The sequence below is a fragment of the Aeromonas sp. SE22 genome (assembly GCF_038739755.1).
GTDB lineage: Bacteria > Pseudomonadota > Gammaproteobacteria > Enterobacterales > Aeromonadaceae > Aeromonas > Aeromonas jandaei.
The window spans coordinates 589,897-612,191 of sequence record NZ_JBCGFD010000002.1 but is presented as its reverse complement, the minus strand read 5'-3'; the positions used below and the strand labels follow the sequence as shown (position 1 = coordinate 612,191).

The 22,295-nt window shown below is 57.0% G+C and carries 21 protein-coding genes and 2 tRNA genes; 18 read left to right on the top strand and 5 right to left on the bottom strand.

Annotation, left to right across the window (positions count from 1 at the left end):
* Window positions 1-129: 129 nt before the first annotated feature.
* Genes dxs through xseB form a run of 3 tightly spaced genes read right to left on the bottom strand, consistent with a single transcriptional unit; the run spans window position 130 to window position 3,162 of the window.
* On the bottom strand, window positions 130-1,998 hold the full coding sequence (gene dxs, locus AAHA39_RS06685) for a 1-deoxy-D-xylulose-5-phosphate synthase (protein ID WP_320655157.1): 1,869 nt from the start codon (window positions 1,996-1,998) through the stop codon (window positions 130-132).
* A 21-nt stretch (window positions 1,999-2,019) separates the two neighbouring features.
* Window positions 2,020-2,910 carry a (2E,6E)-farnesyl diphosphate synthase gene (gene ispA / locus AAHA39_RS06680; RefSeq protein ID WP_033114147.1) on the bottom strand — a complete coding sequence of 297 codons (891 nt, stop codon included), beginning with the start codon at window positions 2,908-2,910 and terminating at the stop codon, window positions 2,020-2,022.
* Window positions 2,911-3,162 (bottom strand): exodeoxyribonuclease VII small subunit, encoded by a 252-nt coding sequence (xseB, locus tag AAHA39_RS06675; RefSeq protein WP_320655155.1) that lies wholly within the window; start codon window positions 3,160-3,162, stop codon window positions 2,911-2,913.
* 209 nt (window positions 3,163-3,371) lie between these two features.
* Between xseB and pomA the strand changes: the two genes are divergently transcribed.
* The 3 genes from pomA to greA all read left to right on the top strand — a co-directional run bounded on the left by pomA (window position 3,372) and on the right by greA (window position 5,655).
* Window positions 3,372-4,130 (top strand): flagellar motor protein PomA, encoded by a 759-nt coding sequence (pomA, locus tag AAHA39_RS06670; RefSeq protein WP_041207971.1) that lies wholly within the window; start codon window positions 3,372-3,374, stop codon window positions 4,128-4,130.
* 8 nt (window positions 4,131-4,138) lie between these two features.
* On the top strand, window positions 4,139-5,032 hold the full coding sequence (locus AAHA39_RS06665) for a flagellar motor protein MotB (protein WP_320655152.1): 894 nt from the start codon (window positions 4,139-4,141) through the stop codon (window positions 5,030-5,032).
* Between the two features lie 146 nt (window positions 5,033-5,178).
* Entirely contained in the window at window positions 5,179-5,655 is a 477-nt protein-coding gene (greA, locus tag AAHA39_RS06660) for a transcription elongation factor GreA (RefSeq protein ID WP_041207974.1), read from the top strand.
* 50 nt (window positions 5,656-5,705) lie between these two features.
* On the opposite strand, the gene AAHA39_RS06655 is transcribed toward greA, so the two are convergent.
* Together AAHA39_RS06655 and yhbY are read right to left on the bottom strand one after the other, a co-directional pair.
* Window positions 5,706-6,290, bottom strand: a complete 585-nt coding sequence (locus tag AAHA39_RS06655; protein WP_320655150.1) for a PilZ domain-containing protein — start codon at window positions 6,288-6,290, stop codon at window positions 5,706-5,708.
* 103 nt (window positions 6,291-6,393) lie between these two features.
* A complete protein-coding gene (gene yhbY, locus AAHA39_RS06650) occupies window positions 6,394-6,690 on the bottom strand; it encodes a ribosome assembly RNA-binding protein YhbY (RefSeq protein ID WP_033114153.1) in 297 nt (98 codons plus the stop codon).
* A gap of 97 nt (window positions 6,691-6,787) precedes the next feature.
* On the opposite strand from yhbY, the gene rlmE reads away from it, so the two are divergent.
* The 15 genes from rlmE to pnp all read left to right on the top strand — a co-directional run bounded on the left by rlmE (window position 6,788) and on the right by pnp (window position 22,191).
* Entirely contained in the window at window positions 6,788-7,417 is a 630-nt protein-coding gene (gene rlmE / locus AAHA39_RS06645; RefSeq protein ID WP_033114154.1) for a 23S rRNA (uridine(2552)-2'-O)-methyltransferase RlmE, read from the top strand.
* Between the two features lie 45 nt (window positions 7,418-7,462).
* Complete coding sequence (gene ftsH, locus AAHA39_RS06640) at window positions 7,463-9,415, top strand: ATP-dependent zinc metalloprotease FtsH (protein ID WP_042032160.1); 1,953 nt, start codon at window positions 7,463-7,465, stop codon at window positions 9,413-9,415.
* Between the two features lie 60 nt (window positions 9,416-9,475).
* Window positions 9,476-10,321 carry a dihydropteroate synthase gene (gene folP / locus AAHA39_RS06635; RefSeq protein WP_320655146.1) on the top strand — a complete coding sequence of 282 codons (846 nt, stop codon included), beginning with the start codon at window positions 9,476-9,478 and terminating at the stop codon, window positions 10,319-10,321.
* Between the two features lie 15 nt (window positions 10,322-10,336).
* Complete coding sequence (gene glmM / locus AAHA39_RS06630; protein ID WP_033114157.1) at window positions 10,337-11,671, top strand: phosphoglucosamine mutase; 1,335 nt, start codon at window positions 10,337-10,339, stop codon at window positions 11,669-11,671.
* Between the two features lie 131 nt (window positions 11,672-11,802).
* Window positions 11,803-12,567 carry a triose-phosphate isomerase gene (gene tpiA / locus AAHA39_RS06625; protein WP_156852436.1) on the top strand — a complete coding sequence of 255 codons (765 nt, stop codon included), beginning with the start codon at window positions 11,803-11,805 and terminating at the stop codon, window positions 12,565-12,567.
* Complete coding sequence (gene secG, locus AAHA39_RS06620) at window positions 12,568-12,894, top strand: preprotein translocase subunit SecG (RefSeq protein ID WP_005343541.1); 327 nt, start codon at window positions 12,568-12,570, stop codon at window positions 12,892-12,894. It begins immediately after the preceding gene.
* A gap of 7 nt (window positions 12,895-12,901) precedes the next feature.
* A tRNA-Leu gene (locus AAHA39_RS06615) sits at window positions 12,902-12,986 on the top strand.
* Between the two features lie 91 nt (window positions 12,987-13,077).
* Window positions 13,078-13,154: transfer RNA gene (locus tag AAHA39_RS06610), tRNA-Met, on the top strand.
* A gap of 166 nt (window positions 13,155-13,320) precedes the next feature.
* Window positions 13,321-13,779 carry a ribosome maturation factor RimP gene (gene rimP / locus AAHA39_RS06605; RefSeq protein WP_005343544.1) on the top strand — a complete coding sequence of 153 codons (459 nt, stop codon included), beginning with the start codon at window positions 13,321-13,323 and terminating at the stop codon, window positions 13,777-13,779.
* A gap of 14 nt (window positions 13,780-13,793) precedes the next feature.
* On the top strand, window positions 13,794-15,293 hold the full coding sequence (gene nusA, locus AAHA39_RS06600) for a transcription termination factor NusA (RefSeq protein ID WP_041207982.1): 1,500 nt from the start codon (window positions 13,794-13,796) through the stop codon (window positions 15,291-15,293).
* A 24-nt stretch (window positions 15,294-15,317) separates the two neighbouring features.
* Window positions 15,318-18,020, top strand: a complete 2,703-nt coding sequence (gene infB / locus AAHA39_RS06595) for a translation initiation factor IF-2 (RefSeq protein ID WP_041207983.1) — start codon at window positions 15,318-15,320, stop codon at window positions 18,018-18,020.
* A 55-nt stretch (window positions 18,021-18,075) separates the two neighbouring features.
* The gene (rbfA, locus tag AAHA39_RS06590; RefSeq protein ID WP_041207984.1) at window positions 18,076-18,513 is read left to right on the top strand and encodes a 30S ribosome-binding factor RbfA; all 438 of its coding nucleotides are present in this window, start codon (window positions 18,076-18,078) and stop codon (window positions 18,511-18,513) included.
* A gap of 1 nt (window position 18,514) precedes the next feature.
* Entirely contained in the window at window positions 18,515-19,465 is a 951-nt protein-coding gene (truB, locus tag AAHA39_RS06585) for a tRNA pseudouridine(55) synthase TruB (protein WP_033114162.1), read from the top strand.
* 145 nt (window positions 19,466-19,610) lie between these two features.
* On the top strand, window positions 19,611-19,880 hold the full coding sequence (gene rpsO / locus AAHA39_RS06580) for a 30S ribosomal protein S15 (protein ID WP_005338797.1): 270 nt from the start codon (window positions 19,611-19,613) through the stop codon (window positions 19,878-19,880).
* A 169-nt stretch (window positions 19,881-20,049) separates the two neighbouring features.
* On the top strand, window positions 20,050-22,191 hold the full coding sequence (pnp, locus tag AAHA39_RS06575; RefSeq protein WP_104015564.1) for a polyribonucleotide nucleotidyltransferase: 2,142 nt from the start codon (window positions 20,050-20,052) through the stop codon (window positions 22,189-22,191).
* The last annotated feature ends 104 nt before the right edge of the window (window positions 22,192-22,295 follow it).

Genomic DNA, 22,295 nt, shown 5'->3' with positions numbered 1-22,295 from the left:
CGGTTCCTGCGCTGCTCTTTACCTTGTTGACGGCCTTCTCGCGACAGTCCTTGAACAGGTTCTAGATTATGAAGAATAAAAAGGGCGCCAATGAGGCGCCCTTCTTTTTTTTGATAGCTTTAAGCGTTATCAGGCTTGCAGCCAGCTTTCGATACTGCGCTGGATGCCAGCATCGTCCAGACCGAGCAGGGCATAGATCTCCTGCTGGGTACCCTGTTCGACGAAGCGATCCGGCAGGCCGAGGTTGAGCACCGGCTTACACTGTTTGCTGCGCATCAGCAGCTCGTTCACCGCCGAACCGGCGCCGCCCATGATGGCATTGTCTTCGATGGTGACGAAGTGATCGTGGCTGGCAGCCAACGACAGCACCAGCGCCTCATCCATCGGCTTGACGAAGCGCATGTCCACCAGGGTGGCATCGAGTGCTTCGGCCGCCGATTTGGCGTGTTGCAGCAGAGTGCCAAACGCCAGAATGGCGGTGCCTTTGCCCTCTCGGATGATGCGTCCCTTGCCAAGTGCCAGTGCCTGCATCTCCTGCAAGATGGGGGCATCGCTCAGGCTGCTGCCACGTGGGTAGCGCACCGCGGCAGGCCCCTGATGGCGATAGCCGGTATAGAGCATCTGACGGCATTCGTTCTCGTCGGAGGGGGTCATGATCACCATGTTAGGCACGGTGCGCAGGAAGCTGATGTCGAATGCACCCTGATGGGTCGGGCCATCGGCACCCACCAGACCGGCCCGGTCGATGGCGAACAGCACCGGCAGCTCTTGCAGCGCCACGTCGTGGATCACCTGATCGTAGGCCCGTTGCAGGAAGCTCGAATAGATGGCGACCACCGGCTTCTTGTCGGCGATGGCGAGACCGGCAGCAAAAGTGACCGCATGTTGCTCGGCAATAGCCACATCGAAGTAGCGATCCGGATACTGCTGGCTGAATTTCACCAGCCCGGAACCTTCGCGCATGGCAGGGGTGATGCCGACCAGCTTCTCGTCTTTGGCCGCCATATCGCACAGCCACTGGCCGAAGATAGCCGAGAAGGTGGGTTTGGCACCACTCGCCTTGGGCAGGGCGCACTCGTCCGGATTGAACTTGGGCACGGCATGATAACCGATGGGGTCTTTCTCCGCCGGCTCGTAGCCCTTGCCCTTCTTGGTCTTGACGTGCAGCAGCTGCGGGCCCTTGAGATTGCGCATGTTGCGCAGGGTCTCGACCAGCGCTTCTATATCGTGACCGTCGATGGGGCCGATGTAGTTGAAGCCGAACTCCTCGAACAGGGTGCCGGGCACCACCATCCCCTTGAGGTGCTCTTCGGCCCGCTTGGCCAGCTCCTTGACCGGCGGCAGACCGGCCAGCACCTTCTTGCCGCCTTCGCGGATGGTGGTGTAGAGCTTGCCAGACATGACCCGGGCCAGATGGTTGTTGAGCGCGCCGACATTCTCGGAGATGGACATCTCGTTGTCGTTGAGGATCACCAGCATGTCTTTATGGACGTCGCCGGCGTGGTTGAGCGCTTCAAAAGCCATCCCCGCCGTGATGGCGCCATCACCGATCACCGCAACGACCTTGCGGCCCAGCCCTTCACTCTCGGCGGCAACCGCCATACCGAGCGCGGCACCGATGGAGGTGCTGGAGTGGCCGACGGAGAGCACGTCGTACTCGCTCTCGCCACGCCAGGGGAAGGGGTGCAGACCATCCTTCTGCCGGATGGTGTGGATCTGGTCACGGCGCCCGGTCAGGATCTTGTGGGGATAGGCCTGATGGCCCACATCCCAGATCAGCCGATCGAACGGGGTGTTGTAGACGTAGTGCAGGGCCACGGTCAGTTCGACCGTGCCGAGACCGGAGGCAAAGTGTCCGCTGGAGCGGCTGACGGAGCGCAGCAGATATTCGCGCAGCTCGTTGCACAGCACCGGTAGCCGCTCTTTGGGCAGGGAACGCAGCTCTATCGGGGTGTCCGCGAGGGCCAGATTGGGGAAATTGCTAATATCAACGCTCATTTTTTAACTGTTATCCAGCGTTTAGTGGGTTCGCTCGATGATGTAATCGGCGAACGCTTCCAGAATGTCGGTATTGTAGGGCAAGGATTGCAGGGCTGTTAAGGCTTTACCGTGCAGTTCGCGAGCCAGCTCACGGGCGTTTTCGAGTCCAAGCAGGGCCGGATAGGTACTCTTCTCCAGCGCCAGGTCGGAGCCTTGCGGTTTGCCCAGGGTGGCGGTGTCACCTGTGATGTCGAGGATGTCATCCTGCACCTGGAAGGCGAGGCCGATGGCGGAGGCATAGGTTTGCAGCGCCGTCAGGGTCGCTTCGTCCACATTCTCCTTGCACAGGGCGCCAAGGGTGACGGCGCACTCGATGAGTGCCCCCGTCTTGTGGCGGTGTACCTGCTCCAGCTCGGCGAGCGTGATCCGGCGTCCTTCCGCTTGCAGATCCAGCGCCTGACCGCCGCACATACCGAGATAACCGGAAGCACGGGCGAGGGTGCTCAGCATGCGCACCCGGTTGGCCAGCAGTGTCTCTGGCATGGGGTGATCGGCCAGAATGGAGAACGCCAGCGTCTGCAGGGCATCACCGGCCAAAATGGCAGTGCCTTCATCGAAGGCCTTGTGAACGGTCGGCTGGCCGCGACGCAAATCGTCGTCGTCCATGGCGGGCAGATCGTCGTGCAGCAGCGAGTAGGCGTGGATGCACTCCACCGCAGCGGCCGGGCCATCGAGCAGTTCGCTCTTTACCCCCAGCATCTCGCCGACGGCGTAGACCAGAAAGGGACGTACCCGCTTGCCGCCCAGCAGCAAGCCATATTTCATGGCATCGCGCAGGCGCGGTGCCATGGCGGGCAAGGATTCAAGTTGTGCTGACAGACAGTCGTCAATACGCTGACGATGCAGACGGGAAAAATGGTCCAGCGCCACTCACTCTTCTCCTTGTTCTGGCTGGAAGGGGGCAAGCTGGTCACCGCCATCGGCTTTGCTCAGCAGGATCTGGATCTTCTGTTCTGCCTGTTCCAGCTTCTGCTGACCGGCACGCACCAGATGGACTCCTTGCTCGAACTGCTTGAGCGCCTCTTCCAGCGGGAGGGAACCTTGCTCCAGCTGATGAACGATGGTTTCCAGCTCTTCCAGAGTGGCATCAAAACTCAGACGGTCGATTTTTTTACTGGCCATGTCCATCCTCGGGGATTGAAAAAAACGGCTTATATTAACATCGACCGCCCACTGGGGGGAGGCTGAAAACGCCAGAGCCGCAAACTCTCGACAAATCGGTCGATAATGAGATCTCTCCCCCTTCGGATGGAAACTTGCCGCCGGGGCCGCAATAGCAGAAAATTCAACGGCGTATAATAGTGCATCAGCACAGATGACAGGAGTAGGACGTGGATCTAGGTAGTCTGATAGGCATAGTGCTGGGCTTCGGTGTGGTGATATACGGCATGCTGCTGGGTGGCCCCGTAACCATGTATGTGGACATGCCCTCCGTCTATATCACCATTCTGGGCTCCATCTTTATTGCCATGATGAAGTTCAACCTTGGCCAGTTCCTCATGGCGTTCAAGGTGGCCGGCAAAGCTTTTATGTACAAGGGCGACAAGCTGGAAGATCTCATTACCAAGGCGGTTGAACTGGCTGATGCATCCCGCAAGGGGGGCTTTCTGGCACTGGAGGCGGCGGAGATCCCCAATCCCTTCATGAAAAAAGGGATCGATATGCTGGTGGATGGTCACGATGCCGATGTGGTGCGTGGCGTGCTGGAGAAGGATATCGAGCTGACCTCCGAGCGTCATGTCATCGCCATCAAGGTGTTCCGCACTCTGGGGGATCTCGGCCCGGCCATGGGCATGATAGGTACGCTGGTGGGATTGGTGGCCATGCTGGCAAACATGAGCGATCCCAAGTCCATCGGTCCGGCGATGGCAGTGGCATTGCTCACTACCCTATATGGCGCTATCGAGGCCAACATGATCGCGATTCCCATTGCCGACAAGCTGGAGCTGCGCAGTGGCGAGGAGCGGCTATGCCGCACGCTGATCCTCGATGCCATCATGGGGATTCAGGATGGTCAGAATCCGCGGGTGATCCAGACCATGTTGCAGAACTATTTGCATCAATCCAAACGCAATAACGGCGCGGAGTAGGGGGCTTTATGTCCAAATGCAAATGTCCGCCACCGGGGTTGCCCGGTTACATGGGGACTTTCGCCGATCTGATGTCGCTCTTGATGTGCTTCTTCGTGCTGCTGCTCTCGTTTGCCGAGATGGATGTACAGAAGTTCAAGCAGATTGCCGGTTCCATGGAGAAGGCATTCGGCGTGCAGAATATTCTGGAAGTGAAGGATATTCCCAAGGGGACCTCGGTGATTGCCCAGGAGTTTCGACCGGGCCGGCCGGAGCCGACTCCCATCGATACCATCATGCAGCAGACCATCGACATGACCCAGACCGAACTGGAGTTTCTGCCCGGCGAGTCGGATCAGGCTGGCGGGCAGGACAAAACCGATGGCAAGCAGACCGGTGGTGATACGGCTCAGGATGCGCACCAGGCGCAGCAGCAATCCAATGAACTGGCCAAAGCGCTCGCCGAACAGATGAAGTCCCAGATCCAGGATGGGGCGATTGAAATTGAGGTGCTGGGTCAGCAGATCATCATCAGGATCCGGGAGAAGGCGTCATTTCCTGCCGGTTCAGCTTTTCTGCAGCCTCAATTCTGGCCTGTTATCCGTAAAGTTGCTGAGTTGCTCAAGGATGTGCCGGGGGAGATCACTATCTCTGGCCACACCGATAACGTGGCAACCCATGACGAGCTGTTCCAGTCAAACTGGGAGCTTTCAACCCAGCGTGCGGTAGCGGTCGCTCACCAGATGATCAAGGTGCCCGGTTTTGATCAGGGGCGGCTGGTGGTGCAGGGGATGGCAGATTCCCAGCCGCTGGTGCCCAACAATACCCCGGAGAACCGGCGGGCGAACCGGCGCGTGGAGATCTCCATCATGCAGGGCAAGCCCACTGTCTCGGCACCCATCTCTGTGCCGAAAGCAGAGTGATGATGAGTCGCAAAGCGAGATCTGCATCAGGGAGCTGACATGGATTTTGTGCCGGCTTCATATTAAGATGCCCTATCCGAACCGACTGCTGCGGCTTTCTTGCTGATCGCCGCAGCTTCTATTTTCAAGCAACCCAGGTTTCGACTATGAACCATACTCCGATGACTGTTCGCGGTGCTGAGAAGCTGCGCGAAGAGCTCGAATATCTCAAGACCGAGCTGCGTCCCCAGATTATCGAAGCGATTGCCGATGCCCGTGAGCACGGTGATCTGAAGGAAAACGCCGAATACCATGCTGCCCGCGAGCAGCAGGGGTTCTGTGAAGGCCGCATTCAGGAGATTGAAGCCAAGCTCTCCAATGCCCAGGTGATCGATGTCACCAAGATGACCAACAATGGCCGCATCATTTTTGGCGCGACTGTGACCCTGCTCAAGAGTGAGACAGAGGAAGAGGTTGTCTACCGCATCGTGGGTGATGATGAGGCCGACATCAAACAGAACCTTATCTCCGTCAATTCACCGATTGCCCGCGCCCTGATCGGTAAGGAAGTTGACGATGTGGCCATCGTCAAGACTCCGGCTGGTGACGTGGAGTACGAAGTGCTGGAAGTCGCTTATCTCTAAGCACGGTAGTATTCGATGGGACAGGGGAGCGGGTGCTCCCCTGTTTCTCTTTACCCGGCCTGATAGGCCTCGGTAAAGGCATCCTGATGACGTTGAAACAACCAGTGGCGCAGGCGCTCTATGTCGCTTTCGCTCATCTGGAAGCTGATCGCCCAGGTGGCGCTGGCCGGGTTGGATTTGATTAACCTGACCAATCGTCCCAGCAGTGGCAGAGGTTCCTCCTCATCGAGGCAGAGTTCGCCGTTGAGCTGTGTATCCGCCACCATGCCGAGAGGCATATTCTCGACGATGAGCCCGTTGAGGGAGAGGCTGAGCACCTGATAGTGCCCTTGCTCGGTACGCAAGCGCGCTTTCTGGCTGAGTCGCCAGGCGCGAGGACGGGCAAACCCCAGCTCCCTGATCACCGGAGCAGATAGACATGGCTCGATAAAGCCATCTTCTCTTTGGGTAAAGGTGAGGGGAAAGCGTAGCTGGTGTCCTGCGAAGCGGGCTTCGAGTACGAGGTTGTCGGCTTTTTGCAGCAAGCCAAGCATGGGGCCGTCGAGGTGACCACTCAGGAGATGACTCTCCTGATTGCTCCCCAAGTCCCGCAGCATGGCCAGCTCATCGTCGGTTAGAATTTGATGGTGAGCCATAGCGCGTGTCCGGAAGTATTCATCGCAGGTTAAGGGGTTGGCGACTACTTTGGCAAGCGACTCGGGAAGAAGTGGAAGAAGGAAAGAGCAGCGCTCTTTCCTTTTATTTGCGGGGCAGCTGGATCTTGGGTTCGTTAGCCTGACGATAAATGGTCAGCACATGGCCCATGCTCTGTACTTTGACTGAACCGGTTTCACGGACGATGGCATCCATAACCAGTTGTTTCATCTCACGATCTTCAGACGCAACCTTAACCTTGATCAGCTCGTGATGGTTCAGTGCCAGATCGATCTCGGCCAGTACGCCTTCGGTCAGACCATGCTGACCCAGCAGGACGACAGGTTTGAGGCTGTGGGCAAGGCCCTTGAGGTACTGTTTCTGTTTGTTGTTGAGAATCATCGCAATTTCTTCATAAGTCAGGGTTGAAAGGGGCGTATTCTACCCCCACTTAGCCCTTAATACTAATAACCCTTGTGGTTTTTTAAAGTCGATTATCATGACCCAGAAAAAACATTCCCCCAGTTCAACCCGCTGGTTAAAAGAGCATTTTGACGATCAATACGTCAAAAAAGCCCAGAAGTTGGGACTGAGATCCCGTGCCGTGTTCAAGATCGACGAGATCCAGGGCAAGGACAAGCTGCTCAAGCCGGGCATGACGGTGGTGGATTTGGGGGCGGCCCCCGGTGGCTGGTCCCAGTTCGCCATCGATCAGGTCGGCGACAAGGGGCGGGTGATCGCCTGCGATATTCTGCCGATGGATTCCATCGCCGGTGTCGATTTCCTTCAGGGCGACTTTCGGGAGGAAGCTGTACTGGGCGCGCTGCTGGAACGGGTCGGCCCGGACAAGGTAGATGTCGTCATGTCCGACATGGCGCCTAACATGAGCGGTACCCAGCAGGTGGATCAGGCCCGTTCCATGTATCTGGTCGAACTGGCGCTGGACATGTGCAATCAGGTATTGCGCGGTGACGGCAGTTTCGTGGTGAAAGTGTTTCAGGGAGAGGGGTTTGATGCCTATCTCAATGAAATTCGTCAACTTTTTACCACTGTCAAGATTCGTAAACCAGACTCGTCCCGCGCTCGTTCACGGGAAGTCTACATTGTGGCTACCGGTTTTAAACTGTAGTACCCTAACCTTCATCGTTAACTGTCAGTCTGCGAGGTTACTGATTTGAGTGACATGGCGAAAAATTTAATCCTGTGGCTGGTCATCGCCGTCGTGTTGATGTCGGTGTTCAATAGCTTCAGCCCCAGCGATACCTCAAGTCGCCAGCTGGACTATTCCAGCTTCGTTAAAGAGGTGACCCAAGAGCAGATCCGTGAAGTGCGGATGGACGGTAAGGTCATTAATGGCGTCAAGCGTACTGGTGAGCGTTTCACCACCATCATTCCGGCGCCGGATCCCCAGCTGCTCAACGACATGCTCAATCACAACGTCAAGGTGATGGGCGAGAAGCCGGAAGAGCCGTCTTTGCTGACCTCTATCTTCATCTCCTGGTTCCCGATGCTGCTGCTGATCGGTGTCTGGGTCTTCTTCATGCGTCAGATGCAGGGCGGCGGTGGCAAAGGTGCCATGTCGTTTGGCAAGAGCAAGGCTCGCCTGATGAGTGAAGATCAGATCAAGACTACCTTTGCCGATGTTGCAGGTTGCGATGAAGCCAAGGAAGAGGTGAAGGAGCTGGTCGACTATCTGCGCGACCCGAGCAAATTCCAGAAACTGGGTGGCAAGATCCCGACCGGCGTACTGCTGGTAGGCCCTCCCGGTACCGGTAAAACCCTGCTGGCCAAGGCCATTGCGGGTGAGGCCAAGGTGCCTTTCTTCACCATCTCGGGTTCCGATTTCGTGGAGATGTTCGTCGGTGTCGGTGCCTCCCGGGTACGCGACATGTTCGAGCAGGCCAAGAAATCCTCCCCCTGCATCATCTTCATCGATGAGATCGACGCCGTCGGTCGCCAGCGTGGCGCCGGTCTGGGCGGTGGTCACGATGAGCGTGAGCAGACTCTGAACCAGATGCTGGTCGAGATGGATGGCTTTGAGGGCAATGAAGGCATCATCGTCATTGCTGCCACCAACCGTCCTGACGTACTGGATCCGGCATTGCTGCGTCCGGGCCGTTTCGACCGTCAGGTTGTAGTTGGTCTGCCGGATGTTCGTGGCCGTGAACAGATCCTGAAAGTGCACATGCGCAAGGTTCCGTTGGCAGATGATGTCAATCCGGCGCTAATTGCCCGTGGTACTCCAGGTTTCTCCGGTGCTGATCTGGCCAACCTGGTCAACGAAGCTGCGCTCTTCTCTGCTCGCGAGAGCCGCCGTGTGGTCTCCATGGCTGAGTTCGAGAAGGCGAAGGACAAGATCATGATGGGCGCAGAACGCCGCTCCATGGTGATGAAAGAGTCCGAGAAGGAGATGACGGCTTATCACGAAGCGGGTCACGCCATTATCGGTCGCGTGGTACCGGATCATGATCCTGTCTACAAGGTCTCCATTATTCCGCGCGGTCGTGCGCTGGGTGTGACCATGTACCTGCCTGAGCAGGATCGCTGGAGCCACTCCAAGCAGCATCTGGAGTCCATGATTTCCAGTCTGTACGGCGGTCGTCTGGCGGAAGAGCTGATCTACGGTGCCGAGAAGGTATCGACCGGTGCGTCCAACGATATCGAGCGAGCTACCGACATCGCGCGCAAGATGGTGACCCAGTGGGGTATGTCCGAGCGTCTCGGCCCGATGCTTTATGCGGAAGAAGATGGCGAGGTGTTCCTCGGTCGCAGCATGGCCAAGGCCAAGCACATGTCCGATGACACCGCCCGCATCATCGATGCCGAAGTGAAGCAGGTGATCGATCGCAACTACGACCGCGCCAAGCAGATCCTGCTGGATAACATGGATGTACTGCACAGCATGAAAGATGCACTGATGAAGTACGAAACCATCGATGCCAAGCAGATCGATGATCTGATGGCCCGTCGCGAGGTTCGGGCTCCGAGCAACTGGCACGACGAGCACGGTGATACGCCACAAGGCGGATCAACTGTTGCAGTCGATCCCAAGCCGGCAGTTGCGGACGAGAGTGCTCCGGTTGCGGATGCCAATATCGACAAAGCCAACGACATCCCGGCTAAATAAATCCTGTTGTTGAAAACCCCGGGCTTGCCCGGGGTTTTTATTTTGTGAATGGAAGTGAAGATGCAGCTGATTAGTAAGGGGCTGAGCCTCTCCCTCGAACGTCCCCACGTGATGGGGATCCTCAATGTGACTCCCGACTCCTTCTCCGATGGCGGCCATTTCAACCAGATTGAACGGGCTGTGGCCCATGCCCGTCAAATGGTGGCGGATGGGGCGACCCTTATCGACATTGGCGGTGAGTCAACCCGTCCGGGAGCGCCGAATGTGAGCGAGCAGGAGGAACTGGACAGGGTCATCCCCGTTGTTGAACGACTGGTGAGCGAATGTGATGTGATGCTCTCGCTCGACACTTCCAAGGCGGCAGTAATGAGAGAAGGCTGCAAGGCTGGGGCTCATTTGATCAACGATGTCAGGGCGCTACAGGAACCAGGGGCGCTGGACGCTGCCGCTGAAGCGCGCGTTCCGGTTTGCCTGATGCACATGCAGGGGCAGCCGAGAACCATGCAGGTCGAGCCGCACTATGACGACCTGGTCGGGGAGGTGAGAGCCTTCTTTGACGAACGGATTGCAGCCTGTCTGGCCGCTGGGATAGCCCGTGAGCAGCTGCTGCTGGATCCGGGCTACGGTTTTGGCAAGACGCTGGCACACAACTATCAGCTGCTGGCCGCCCAGGAAGAGTTGCTTGACTACGGTCTTCCGCTCTTGGTGGGAATGTCTCGAAAGTCTATGATAGGCAACCTGCTGAACCGCCCTGTGGGTGAACGTCTGGCTGGTAGTCTGGCTTGTGCCCTTATCGGCATGCAGCACGGAGCCAGGATCATCAGGGTTCACGATGTGCGGGAGACCATGGATGCGTTGCGGGTTGGCTGGCAGGTCATGACGGGACAAGATTTTATTTCCAGATAATAAAGAGAACAGACAATGGCAAGAAAGTATTTCGGCACAGATGGTGTGCGCGGCAAAGTCGGCGAATATCCCATTACCCCCGATTTTGTAATGAAGCTGGGCTGGGCCGCGGGCAAGGTGCTCTCCAAGAAGGGCACCAAAAAGGTGCTGATTGGCAAAGATACCCGAATCTCTGGCTATATGTTGGAATCAGCGCTGGAAGCGGGTCTCTCTGCCGCCGGTCTCAAAGCCATACTGATGGGCCCCATGCCCACTCCGGCCGTTGCCTACCTGACCCGCACCTTCCGTGCCGAGGCCGGCATCGTTATCAGCGCCTCGCACAACCCCTTCTATGACAACGGCATCAAGTTCTTCTCCGCAGACGGCACCAAGCTGCCTGACGAAGTCGAGATGGCAATCGAAGCTGAACTCGATCATGAACTCAAGTGTGTCGAATCCGCCGAGCTCGGCAAAGCGCTGCGTATCGATGATGCTGCTGGCCGCTATATCGAGTTCTGCAAGAGCACTTTCCCTTCCAATATGAATCTGGACGGGTTGAAGATGGTGGTCGATTGTGGTCATGGGGCAACCTACCATATCGCGCCTTCTGTGTTCCGCGAATTGGGGGCAGAAGTGATCACCATGGGCTGCTCTCCGGATGGTCTCAATATCAACGATGGCGTTGGCTCGACTGCGCCCGAGGCACTGGTTGCCAAGGTGCTGGAGTGCAAGGCGGATCTCGGCGTGGCATTCGATGGTGACGGTGATCGCCTGATCATGGTGGATCACACCGGCTATCTGATCGACGGTGACGAGATCCTCTATATCATCGCGCGGGATGCTTTGCGCAACGGTCGTCTCAAGGGCGGTGTCGTCGGCACCCTGATGGCCAACATGGGTCTGGAACTGGCGTTGCAAACTCTGGGTATCCCGTTTGCCCGTGCCAAGGTGGGCGACCGCTACGTGTTGGAGATGATGGAAGAGAAGGGCTGGCGTATCGGTGGCGAGAACTCCGGTCACATCATCTGTCTTGATCAGACCACCACGGGTGATGGCATCGTGGCCGCCCTGCAGGTGCTCACTGCCATGCGCAGTGCCGAGATGCCGTTGGCCAAGTTGCGCTCCGGCATGAGCAAGTTCCCGCAAGTACTGGTGAATGTCCGCTTTGCCGAAGGCAAGGATCCGCTGGCTGCAGAAGCAGTCAAGCAGGAGGTCGCCAAGGTGGAACAGGAGCTGGGCGGTCGTGGCCGAGTGCTGTTGCGTAAATCAGGTACCGAACCGCTAATCCGGGTCATGGTGGAAGGGGAGCACGAGCAACAGGTGCGTGATATGGCTCAGCGCATTGCCGATCAGGTCGAATCGGCGTTTTAATGAGCGCTCAGGGCGGCTTTTTAGCCGCCCTGGTTGTATCTTGTTCAATCGATTCAAAAAAATGAAAATAGCACTTGTCAGCTGACAATCCTCTGGATATTATCAGCCCCGCTTTCGCAAGGGAGTTGCCGATGGGACATCGCAAGCCGTTTGTAGCAGCCAACTGGAAGTTGCACGGTAGTAGGTCGCAGTTAGAGCAGTTTACGAGTCAGTGCCTGAAAGGTGTTGATGGTGATGTAGATGTTGTTCTCTGTCCATCCCATGTGCATCTCGATTTTACCGCTTCAATGCTCAATGAGCAGAAGGTGATAAGGTTGGGGGCTCAGAATGTGAGCCAGCACGCGACGGGCGCTTACACGGGTGAAGTTTCGTGTGAGATGCTGGTCGAGGCAGGGTGTCGATACGTATTGGTAGGGCACTCCGAGCGCAGGCGTCTCTTTGGTGAGACCAGCTTTATCGTCGCAGAGAAGTTTGCGGCAGCCAGAGCGGCAGGTCTGATTCCCATCCTCTGTTTGGGGGAGTCAGGTGCAGCAAGGCAAGCGAGAAGAACCTTCGAGGTGATCGCAGAAGAGCTGGATATCGTCATAGAGAAAAATGGCGCGATGGCTTTCGATAATGCTATCATCGCCTACGAGCCGATTTGGGCTGTAGGTACAGGTAAATGCGCCACACCCGAGCAGGCACAAGAGGTTCATTCCTTTATTCGTGGTCGCTTGGCGGAGGATACTCCGGTAATAGGTGAGAAGATCAGAATCATCTATGGTGGGAGCGTGACGCCGACCAATGCGAGAGATTTGTTTGCCCAACCCGACGTAGATGGCGGATTGATTGGTAGAGCAAGTCTTGATAGCGATGCGTTTTTAGGAATTGTTGAAGCGGCAAAGGGTGCAAGTTAAATGTACGAGATTCTTTTGGTCGTTTATCTGCTGGTTTCACTGGCTCTGATTGGTCTGGTGATGATTCAGCAAGGTAAAGGGGCTGATATGGGCGCCTCCTTCGGCGCAGGGGCATCGAACACAGTATTCGGCTCCAGTGGTTCAGGCAGCTTCCTGACCCGAACAACAGCGATTTTGGCTACTCTGTTTTTCGTAATTAGCTTGGTGCTTGGCTCTATGTCCAGCAACAAGGTCAAACAGGGCAGTGAATGGGAAAATCTGCAACAAACCCAACAGGTTGAGCAGACCAAAGCGCCAGTGAAGAAAGATACTGACGTTCCCGAGTAAGAGTTTTGCCGTGGTGGTGGAATTGGTAGACACGCTATCTTGAGGGGGTAGTGCTCTAGGGTGTGCGGGTTCGAGTCCCGCCCACGGCACCAATTAAGCAGTGACCCGGGTAACCGGGATGTTATAGCCAAGTCAGTCTTGTATAGAAAGAATGAAGTGGCTATAATCTCGCACGATTTCGGACGCGGGGTGGAGCAGCATGGTAGCTCGTCGGGCTCATAACCCGAAGGTCGTCGGTTCAAATCCGGCCCCCGCAACCAAATTTCACGCATTTCCTACGCTCAGGAAGGCGGTCGCTGCGAGGCGACAATCAGGGTAAAGCGCCAAGCCCCGATTTGACATCGGGGCTTTTTGTTATGTGCGATTTACTCTGAATCGATCTCTATCTGGGCTTTATGCCCTTTTTTTGTTTTTCGGAGGGTGACTTTGGCTACGTTGGAACAACGTTTGACCGATCTGCTCGAGGCTCCGGTCGTTGCCTTGGGTTTTGAACTTTGGGGTATTGAGTTTATCCGTGCGGGTAAACACTCCACCTTGCGCGTCTATATCGACGGCGAGCAGGGCGTGACCGTTGAGAACTGTGCTGAGGTCAGCCATCAGGTTGGCGCCATTATGGACGTAGAAGATCCTATCACCGAGGAGTATTACCTCGAGGTATCTTCCCCAGGTCTGGATCGCCCCCTGTTCAAGGTTGCCCAGTTCGAAAAATACGTTGGCCAAGAGGCGGCGGTAACGCTTCGGATGGCAACAAACAACCGCCGCAAGTTCAAAGGCGTAATCAAAGCCGTGCAGGGCGACATGATCACTCTGACGGTAGATGGTAAGGACGAAGTGTTGGCTTTCACCAATATCCAAAAAGCGAACATAGTGCCGAACTTTGGTTAACGAGGCTATCGGATATGAATAAAGAGATTTTGCTGGTCGTTGACGCAGTATCCAACGAGAAAGCTGTACCCCGCGAGAAGATCTTCCAGGCTCTGGAGACTGCGCTGGCGACTGCGACCAAGAAGAAATATGAAGGCGAGATTGAAGTGCGCGTTGAAATCGATCGCAAGACCGGTGACTACGACACCTATCGCCGTTGGGTGGTGATTGCGGATCAAGCCGCAATGGAGAACCCTTATGCCGAGATCACTCTGGAAGCAGCCCAAATCGAGCAGCCGGAGATCCAGATCGGTGAGTACGTTGAAGACCAGATCGATTCTGTCACCTTCGACCGTATTACTACCCAGACTGCCAAGCAGGTTATCGTGCAGAAAGTGCGCGAAGCCGAGCGTTCACAAGTCGTTGACCAGTTCAAGGACAAAGAAGGCACCATCATCAGCGGTGTGGTCAAGAAGAGCAACCGCGACAACGTGATCCTGGATCTGGGCAGCAATGCCGAGGCCGTCATCTTCCGCGACGACATGCTGCCGCGTGAAACCTTCCGTCCGGGTGACCGCGTTCGCGGCCTGCTGTATGCAGTACGTCCGGAAGCGCGTGGTTCCCAGCTGTTCGTCAGCCGCTCCAGCCCTGACTTCCTGAAAGAGCTGTTCCGCATCGAAGTACCGGAAATCGGTGAAGAGATGATCGAAATCATGGGCGCAGCCCGTGATCCGGGTTCCCGCGCCAAGATTGCGGTGAAGACCAACGATCGTCGTATCGACCCGATCGGTGCCTGTATCGGTATGCGTGGTGCCCGTGTGCAAGCTGTCTCCGCCGAGTTGAGCGGTGAGCGTGCCGACATCGTGCTGTACGATGACAACCCCGCCCAGTACGTGATCAATGCCATGGCGCCTGCCGATGTGGCCTCCATCATCGTTGATGAAGACAACCACACCATGGATATCGCCGTGGAAGCCGCCAACCTGGCTCAGGCCATCGGCCGCAACGGTCAGAACGTGCGTCTGGCCTCCCAGCTGACCGGTTGGGAGCTGAACGTGATGACCGTCGAGGACATGCGTGCCAAGCACCAGGCTGAAAACGACCGCATCATGAACCTGTTCACCAGCACTCTGGACATCGACGACGATTTCGCCGGCCTGCTGATGGAAGAGGGCTTCTCCACTCTGGAAGAGATCGCCTTCGTACCGGTTAACGAGCTGCTGGCTATCGACGGTCTGGATGAAGACATGGTCGAAGAGCTGCGCAAGCGTGCCAAAGATGCCCTGACCACCAAGGCACTGGCCAAAGAGGAGTCCTTCGATGGCGTCGAGCCGTCTGAAGACCTGCTCAATCTGAACGGTCTGAGTCGCGAACTGGCTTACGCTATGGCCGGTCGTGGTGTTGGTACCCTGGAAGATTTGGCTGAGCAAGGCATTGATGACCTTGCTGGTATTGAAGGGCTGACTGCCGAGAAGGCTGGTGAGCTCATTATGGCTGCTCGCAATATCTGTTGGTTCGGAGAAGAGCAGTCTTAAGTAAGATCAAACGGAGGAAAATGAATGGCAGAAGTATCAGTCAAACAACTTGCCACTGACATCGACACACCGGTTGATCGTCTTCTCCAGCAATTTGTCGATGCCGGTATCAGCAAGAGCAAGGCCGACGACATGGTTAGCGAGTCTGAAAAGCAGACTCTGCTGGCACACTTGAAGAAACAGCACGGTGGTGACGAGGTTGCCGCTCCTGCTCGCATGACTTTGCAGCGCAAGACCAAAAGCACCATCAGTGTGCAGGGTACTGGCGGCAAGAACAAAGAAGTGCAGGTAGAAGTACGCAAATCTCGCACCTATGTAAGACGTTCGGCGCTGGAAGAAGAACAGCGTCAGGCGGAAGCCGAGGAAACAGCGCGTTTGGAAGCAGAAGCAAAAGCTCGTCGCGAGGCCGAAGACAAGGCCCGTCTCGAAGCGGAAGAGAAGGCTCGCCGTGAGGCTGAGCAGGCTCGTCGTGAAGCTGAGGAAAAGGCGCGAATCGAGGCACAACAAAAGGCTCGACAGGCTCAACAGCCCGCCAAAGCAGCCAGTAGCACAGCTCAGCAAGAGGCAGAAAAGATGGCCAAGCGCGAAGCAGAAGAACTGAAGCGCCAACAGGAACAGACAGCTTTGCAAAAAGCTGAAGAGCTCGCCGCCAAGAAAGCCGAAGAGGCTCGTGTCATGGCAGAGCAGAATGCAGCCCGCTGGGCTGAAGAAGAAGCAGCTCGCGCCAAAGAGAGCAGCGACTACCATGTGACCACCTCCAAGCACGCCCAGGCGGCTGAAGATGAGCTGGATCGCAAGGAAGAGAGCAGCCGTCGCACTGCCGCTGCCGCCAAGGGTCCGAAGAAAGTAGGCCGTCGCGACGATGATCGCAACGACCGCAACTCCCGTGATCCGCGCGCTCGCAAGGGCAAGCGTGGCAAGGTTGCTACCCCGAACGCCATGAAGCACGGCTTCAACAAACCTGCTGCTGCCGTCAACCGTGACGTCATCATCGGCGAGACCATCACAGTGGCCGAGCTGGCCAACAAGATGGCCGTCAAGGGTGTTGAAGTCATCAAGGCGATGATGAAGATGGGCGCCATGGCCACCATCAACCAGGTGATCGACCAGGAGACCGCTCAGCTGGTCGCCGAGGAGATGGGTCACAAGGTTGTGCTGCGTCGCGAGAACGAGCTGGAAGAGGCGGTACTGTCCGATCGTGACGAGACCTCCGAAGCCAAGCCGCGCGCGCCGGTTGTGACCATCATGGGTCACGTTGACCACGGCAAGACCTCGCTGCTGGACTACATCCGTAAGGCCAAGGTCGCTGCTGGCGAAGCCGGTGGTATTACCCAGCACATCGGTGCTTACCACGTTCAGACCGACAGCGGCATGATCACCTTCCTGGATACTCCGGGTCACGCGGCGTTTACCTCCATGCGTGCTCGTGGTGCCAAGGCGACCGACATCGTTGTTCTGGTTGTTGCAGCTGACGACGGCGTGATGCCGCAGACCATCGAAGCTATCCAGCACGCTAAGGCTGCCGGTGTGCCGCTGGTTGTTGCGGTCAACAAGATCGACAAGCCGGAAGCTGATCCGGATCGCGTCAAGACCGAGCTGGCTCGTTACAACGTCATGTCCGAAGATTGGGGTGGAGACTGCCAGTTCGTGCACGTTTCTGCCAAATCCGGCCAGGGCATCGACGACCTGCTGGAAGCCATTCTGATCCAGGCCGAAGTGCTGGAGCTGAAAGCCGTGGTCGACGGCATGGCCAATGGTGTGGTCATCGAATCCTTCCTCGACAAGGGCCGTGGTCCGGTTGCGACCGTGCTGGTTCAGGAAGGTACCCTGCGTCAGGGCGACATCGTTCTGTGTGGTCTCGAATACGGTCGTGTCCGTGCCATGCGTGACGAACTGGGCCGCGAAATCAAGGAAGCGGGTCCGTCCCTGCCGGTGGAAATCCTGGGTCTGTCCGGTGTTCCGTCTGCCGGTGACGAAGCGACTGTGGTTCGTGACGAGAAGAAAGCCCGCGAAGTGGCGCTCTACCGTCAGGGCAAGTTCCGCGAAGTCAAACTGGCTCGCCAGCAGAAGGCCAAGCTGGAGAACATGTTCTCCAACATGACCGAAGGCGAAGTATCCGAAGTGAACGTGGTGATCAAGGCCGACGTACAGGGTTCTGTGGAAGCGATCTGCGATGCGCTGGTCAAGCTCTCCACCGACGAAGTGAAGGTGAAGATCGTGGGTTCCGGCGTAGGTGGTATCACCGAAACCGACGCGACTCTGGCTGCTGCATCCAGCGCCATCCTGGTTGGCTTCAACGTGCGTGCCGATGCTTCTGCTCGCAAGGTTATCGAAGCCGAGAGCCTGGATCTGCGTTACTACTCCGTCATCTATGACCTGATCGACGAAGTGAAGCAGGCCATGAGCGGCAAGCTGGCTCCCGAGTATCGTCAGGAGATCATCGGTCTGGCCGAAGTGCGCAGCGTCTTCAAATCACCGAAGTTTGGCGCAGTTGCCGGCTGTATGGTTACCGAAGGTGTGGTCAAGCGCTCCAACCGTATTCGCGTTCTGCGCGACAACGTGGTTATCTATGAAGGCGAGCTGGAATCCCTGCGTCGCTTCAAGGATGACGTCAACGAAGTCAAGAACGGCTACGAGTGTGGTATCGCGGTCAAGAACTACAACGACGTACGCGAAGGCGACCAGATCGAAGTTTACGAGACCGTTGAAATCCAACGGACTCTGTAAGCCGAGAGTCAGACAAAATAGGGGGCCATGGCCCCCTTTTATCGCAGGATAGAATATGGCCAGAGAATTCAGCCGGACCCGTCGGGTCGGACAGCAGATCCAGCGTGAAATCGCGCTGATCCTGCAGCGTGAGGTGAAAGACCCGCGCATCGGCATGGTGACCGTTTCCGATGTGGAAGTGTCCCGTGACCTTAACTACGCCAAGATTTATGTCACCTTCTTGCAGCTGGAAAATGATGCCGAGCGCATCAATGAAGGGCTCAAGGCGTTGACCGAAGCTGCCGGTTACATCCGTAGCCTGCTGGGCAGTGCCATGCGTCTGCGCGTGGTGCCCGAGCTGCGCTTTTTCTATGATCAGACGCTGGTTGAGGGGATGCGTCTCTCCAACCTGGTGACCAATACCATCCGTGAAGACAAGCGCCGCATGGCGGAGTCGGGTCGTGACGAAGAGTCTGACGTGGCCGCGGATGATAACGCTGAGGATAAAGGCTGAGATGACTCGAAGACGTCGTTTCAAGGGCCGTGATGTTCACGGCATTCTGCTGCTGGACAAACCGACCGGCCTGACCTCCAACGATGTGTTGCAGAAGGTCAAGCGTATCTATAACGCCGCCAAGGCCGGTCATACCGGTGCGCTGGATCCGCTGGCGACCGGCATGCTGCCGATCTGCCTCGGTGAGGCCACCAAGTTTTCCCAGTACCTGCTGGATGCCGACAAGCGTTACGAAGTGACGGCCAAACTAGGTGAGCGCACCAACACCAGCGATTCTGATGGTGAAGTGGTTGCGACCCGTCCGGTCAATGTGGCTGTGGGGACCCTGATCGAGGCGCTGGACCAGTTCCGCGGCCCGATCATGCAGGTACCCTCCATGTACTCCGCGCTCAAGCACAACGGCCGTCCGCTCTACGAGTATGCCCGCGAGGGGATCGAGATTGAACGGGAAGCCCGTCCCATCACCATTTTCGAGCTGAAACTGATCAGCTTCGAAGGGGACGAGGTGAAGCTGGAGGTGCACTGCAGCAAGGGCACCTACATTCGCTCTCTGGTCGATGATCTGGGCGAGGTACTGGGCTGTGGCGCTCACGTCACCCAGCTGCGCCGCACCCAGGTTGCCAGCTATCCCTATGAGCGGATGCTGACCCTGGAGCAACTCGAGTGCATTTTCGAGCAGGCCAAGAACGAGACCATTCCGCCGCGCGAAGTGCTCGATCCGCTGCTGCTGCCGATGGATACCGCCGTGGCATCCCTGCCCGAGGTGAACATGCTGGCGGTAGTCGCCGCCTATGTGAATCAGGGTCAGGCGGTGCAGGTACCGGGGGCTCCAGCCAGCGGTCAGGTTCGCATGACAGTCGGCCCGGAGCGCGAGTTCATCGGTGTCGGCGAGATTGATGATGATGGCCGTGTCGCGCCCAAGCGGCTGGTGCGTTATCACGACGAGGAGTGATCCTCTGGCGGTATAGGGCATCTCTTTCCCGTTTCGCCTCTTTATCATTGCGAAAAGGGACGGGGACGATTATTATACCGCCCTCATTTCACGGCTGAATTAGAGATTGGCTGTGAACCTTTAAACACTCTACTGGAGTATTACCATGTCTCTAAATGCTGAGATCAAAGCTCAAATCGTTGCTGACAACGCTCGTTGCGCCAACGACACTGGCTCCCCCGAAGTGCAAGTTGCCCTGCTGACTGCCCAGATCAACCATCTGCAAGGTCACTTCAAGGAGCACTCCAAGGATCACCACGGTCGTCGCGGTCTGCTGCGCATGGTTTCCCAGCGTCGTAAACTGCTGGACTACCTGAAGCGTAAAGATTCCGAGCGTTATGCTGCTCTGATCGCCAAACTGGGTCTGCGTCGTTAATCGACCATCAGATTTCGCGAAAAAGGGGAACCTCCGGGTTCCCCTTTTTTATTGCTCTTCGCAGGTTGTCGCCGCCCTCACAGAATTAGTGTCGCCGCTTACCTTTTGCATCGAATCAAGTATACTTGTGCGCGAATTTAAAGAGCCAAATTGTAAAAAGGAAATTCACGTGAATCCTATTGTAAAGTCATTCCAGTACGGCCAACACACCGTCACACTGGAAACCGGTGTGATGGCCCGTCAAGCCACTGCGGCCGTTATGGTCAGCATGGACGATACCTGCGTATTTGTGACCGTTGTCGGCAAGAAAGAGGCTGATCACGGCCGCGATTTCTTCCCGCTGACCGTTAACTATCAGGAGCGTACCTATGCTGCTGGTCGTATCCCGGGTGGTTTCTTCCGTCGTGAAGGTCGTCCGAGCGAAGGTGAGACCCTCATCTCCCGCCTGATCGACCGTCCTATTCGTCCGCTGTTCCCGGAAGGCTTCTTCAATGAGGTTCAGGTCGTTGCGACCGTAATGTCCGTGAATCCGGCTGTCTCCCCCGATATCGTAGCCATGATCGGTGCTTCTGCAGCGCTGGCTATCTCCGGTATCCCGTTCGGCGGCCCGATCGGTGCAGCTCGCGTAGGCTACATGAACGGTCAGTATGTATTGAACCCGACCACCACCGAACTGCCGCAGAGCGATCTGGATCTGGTTGTTGCCGGTACTGCCAACGCCGTGCTGATGGTTGAATCCGAAGCTGCCATCCTCTCTGAAGAGGTGATGCTGGGCGCCGTGGTATACGGTCACGAGCAGATGCAGACCGTTATTTCCGCTATCAACGAGTTTGCTGCCGCTGTCGGCACCAAGCCGTGGGATTGGGCTGCTCCTGCCGTCAACGAAGAGCTGAAAGCCAAGGTTGCCGAGCTGGCGACTGCCGAGCTGGGTGAAGCCTACCGCATCACCGAGAAGGCTGTTCGCTACGAAACCATCGCTGCCATCAAAGGCCGCGTGGTTGAACAGGTGATCGCTTCCGGTGTGGAAGAAGATGCCAAGAAGATCGGTGAAGAGTTCCACAGCCTGGAAAGCCGTATCGTTCGTGGTCGTGTCGTACGTGGCGAGCCGCGTATCGATGGTCGCGATCCCGAGATGATCCGCGCCCTGTCCGTTGCTACCGGCGTTCTGCCGCGTGCTCACGGTTCTGCCTTGTTCACCCGTGGTGAAACTCAGGCAATGGTCGTTGCGACCCTGGGTACCGAGCGTGACGCCCAGAACATCGATGAGCTGACCGGCAACCGCGCCGATCGCTTCATGCTGCACTACAACTTCCCGCCATACTGCGTCGGTGAGACCGGCATGATGGGTAGCCCGAAGCGTCGTGAAATCGGTCACGGCCGTTTGGCCAAGCGCGGTGTTGCGGCTGTGATGCCGAGCGCCGACGAGTTCCCGTACGTGGTTCGTGTGGTTTCTGAAATCACCGAATCCAACGGTTCCTCCTCCATGGCCTCCGTGTGTGGCTCCTCTCTGGCGCTGATGGACGCGGGTGTGCCGATCAAGGCATCCGTTGCCGGTATCGCTATGGGTCTGGTGAAGGAAGAAGAAGGTTTCGTCGTGCTGTCCGACATCCTGGGTGACGAAGATCACCTGGGCGACATGGACTTCAAGGTTGCCGGTACCACCGAAGGTGTGACCGCACTGCAGATGGACATCAAGATCGAAGGCATCACCAAAGAGATCATGGAGATTGCCCTGAAGCAAGCTCGTGGTGCTCGCCTGCACATCCTGAAAGTGATGGACGAAGCTATCCAAGCGCCGCGTGCCGAGATCTCCGATTTCGCCCCGCGCATCCACACCATCAAGATCAATCCGGAGAAGATCAAGGACGTCATTGGTAAAGGTGGCTCCGTGATCCGTGCTCTGACCGAAGAGACTGGCACCAACATCGAGCTGGATGATGACGGTACTGTCCGCATCGCTGCCGTTGACGGTGACGCTGCCAAAGAAGCGATCCGCCGTATCGAGGCCATCACCGCCGAGATCGAAGTGAACCGCATCTACGAAGGCAAGGTTGTTCGTCTGGCCGACTTCGGCGCTTTCGTCAACATCCTGCCGGGCAAAGATGGTCTGGTTCACATCTCCCAGATCACCGATGCTCGCGTGCAGAACGTAGCCGACTACCTGAAGATCGGTGACGTGGTGAAGGTGAAGGTACTGGAAGTGGACCGTCAGGGCCGCGTACGTCTCTCCATCAAGGAAGCGAACGCCCCGACCGAAGCTGCTCCGGCTGCCGATGCCCCGGTTGCTGCTGAAGCACCTGCTGCAGAGTAATCAGCTTGCCTGAAACCGGACTTATTCCGGTTGCAGTAAAAAGTCCGGCTCCCCTTGGGGAGCCGGACTTTTTTATGGGTAATGGCGGAGATCCCGGTCAAAGG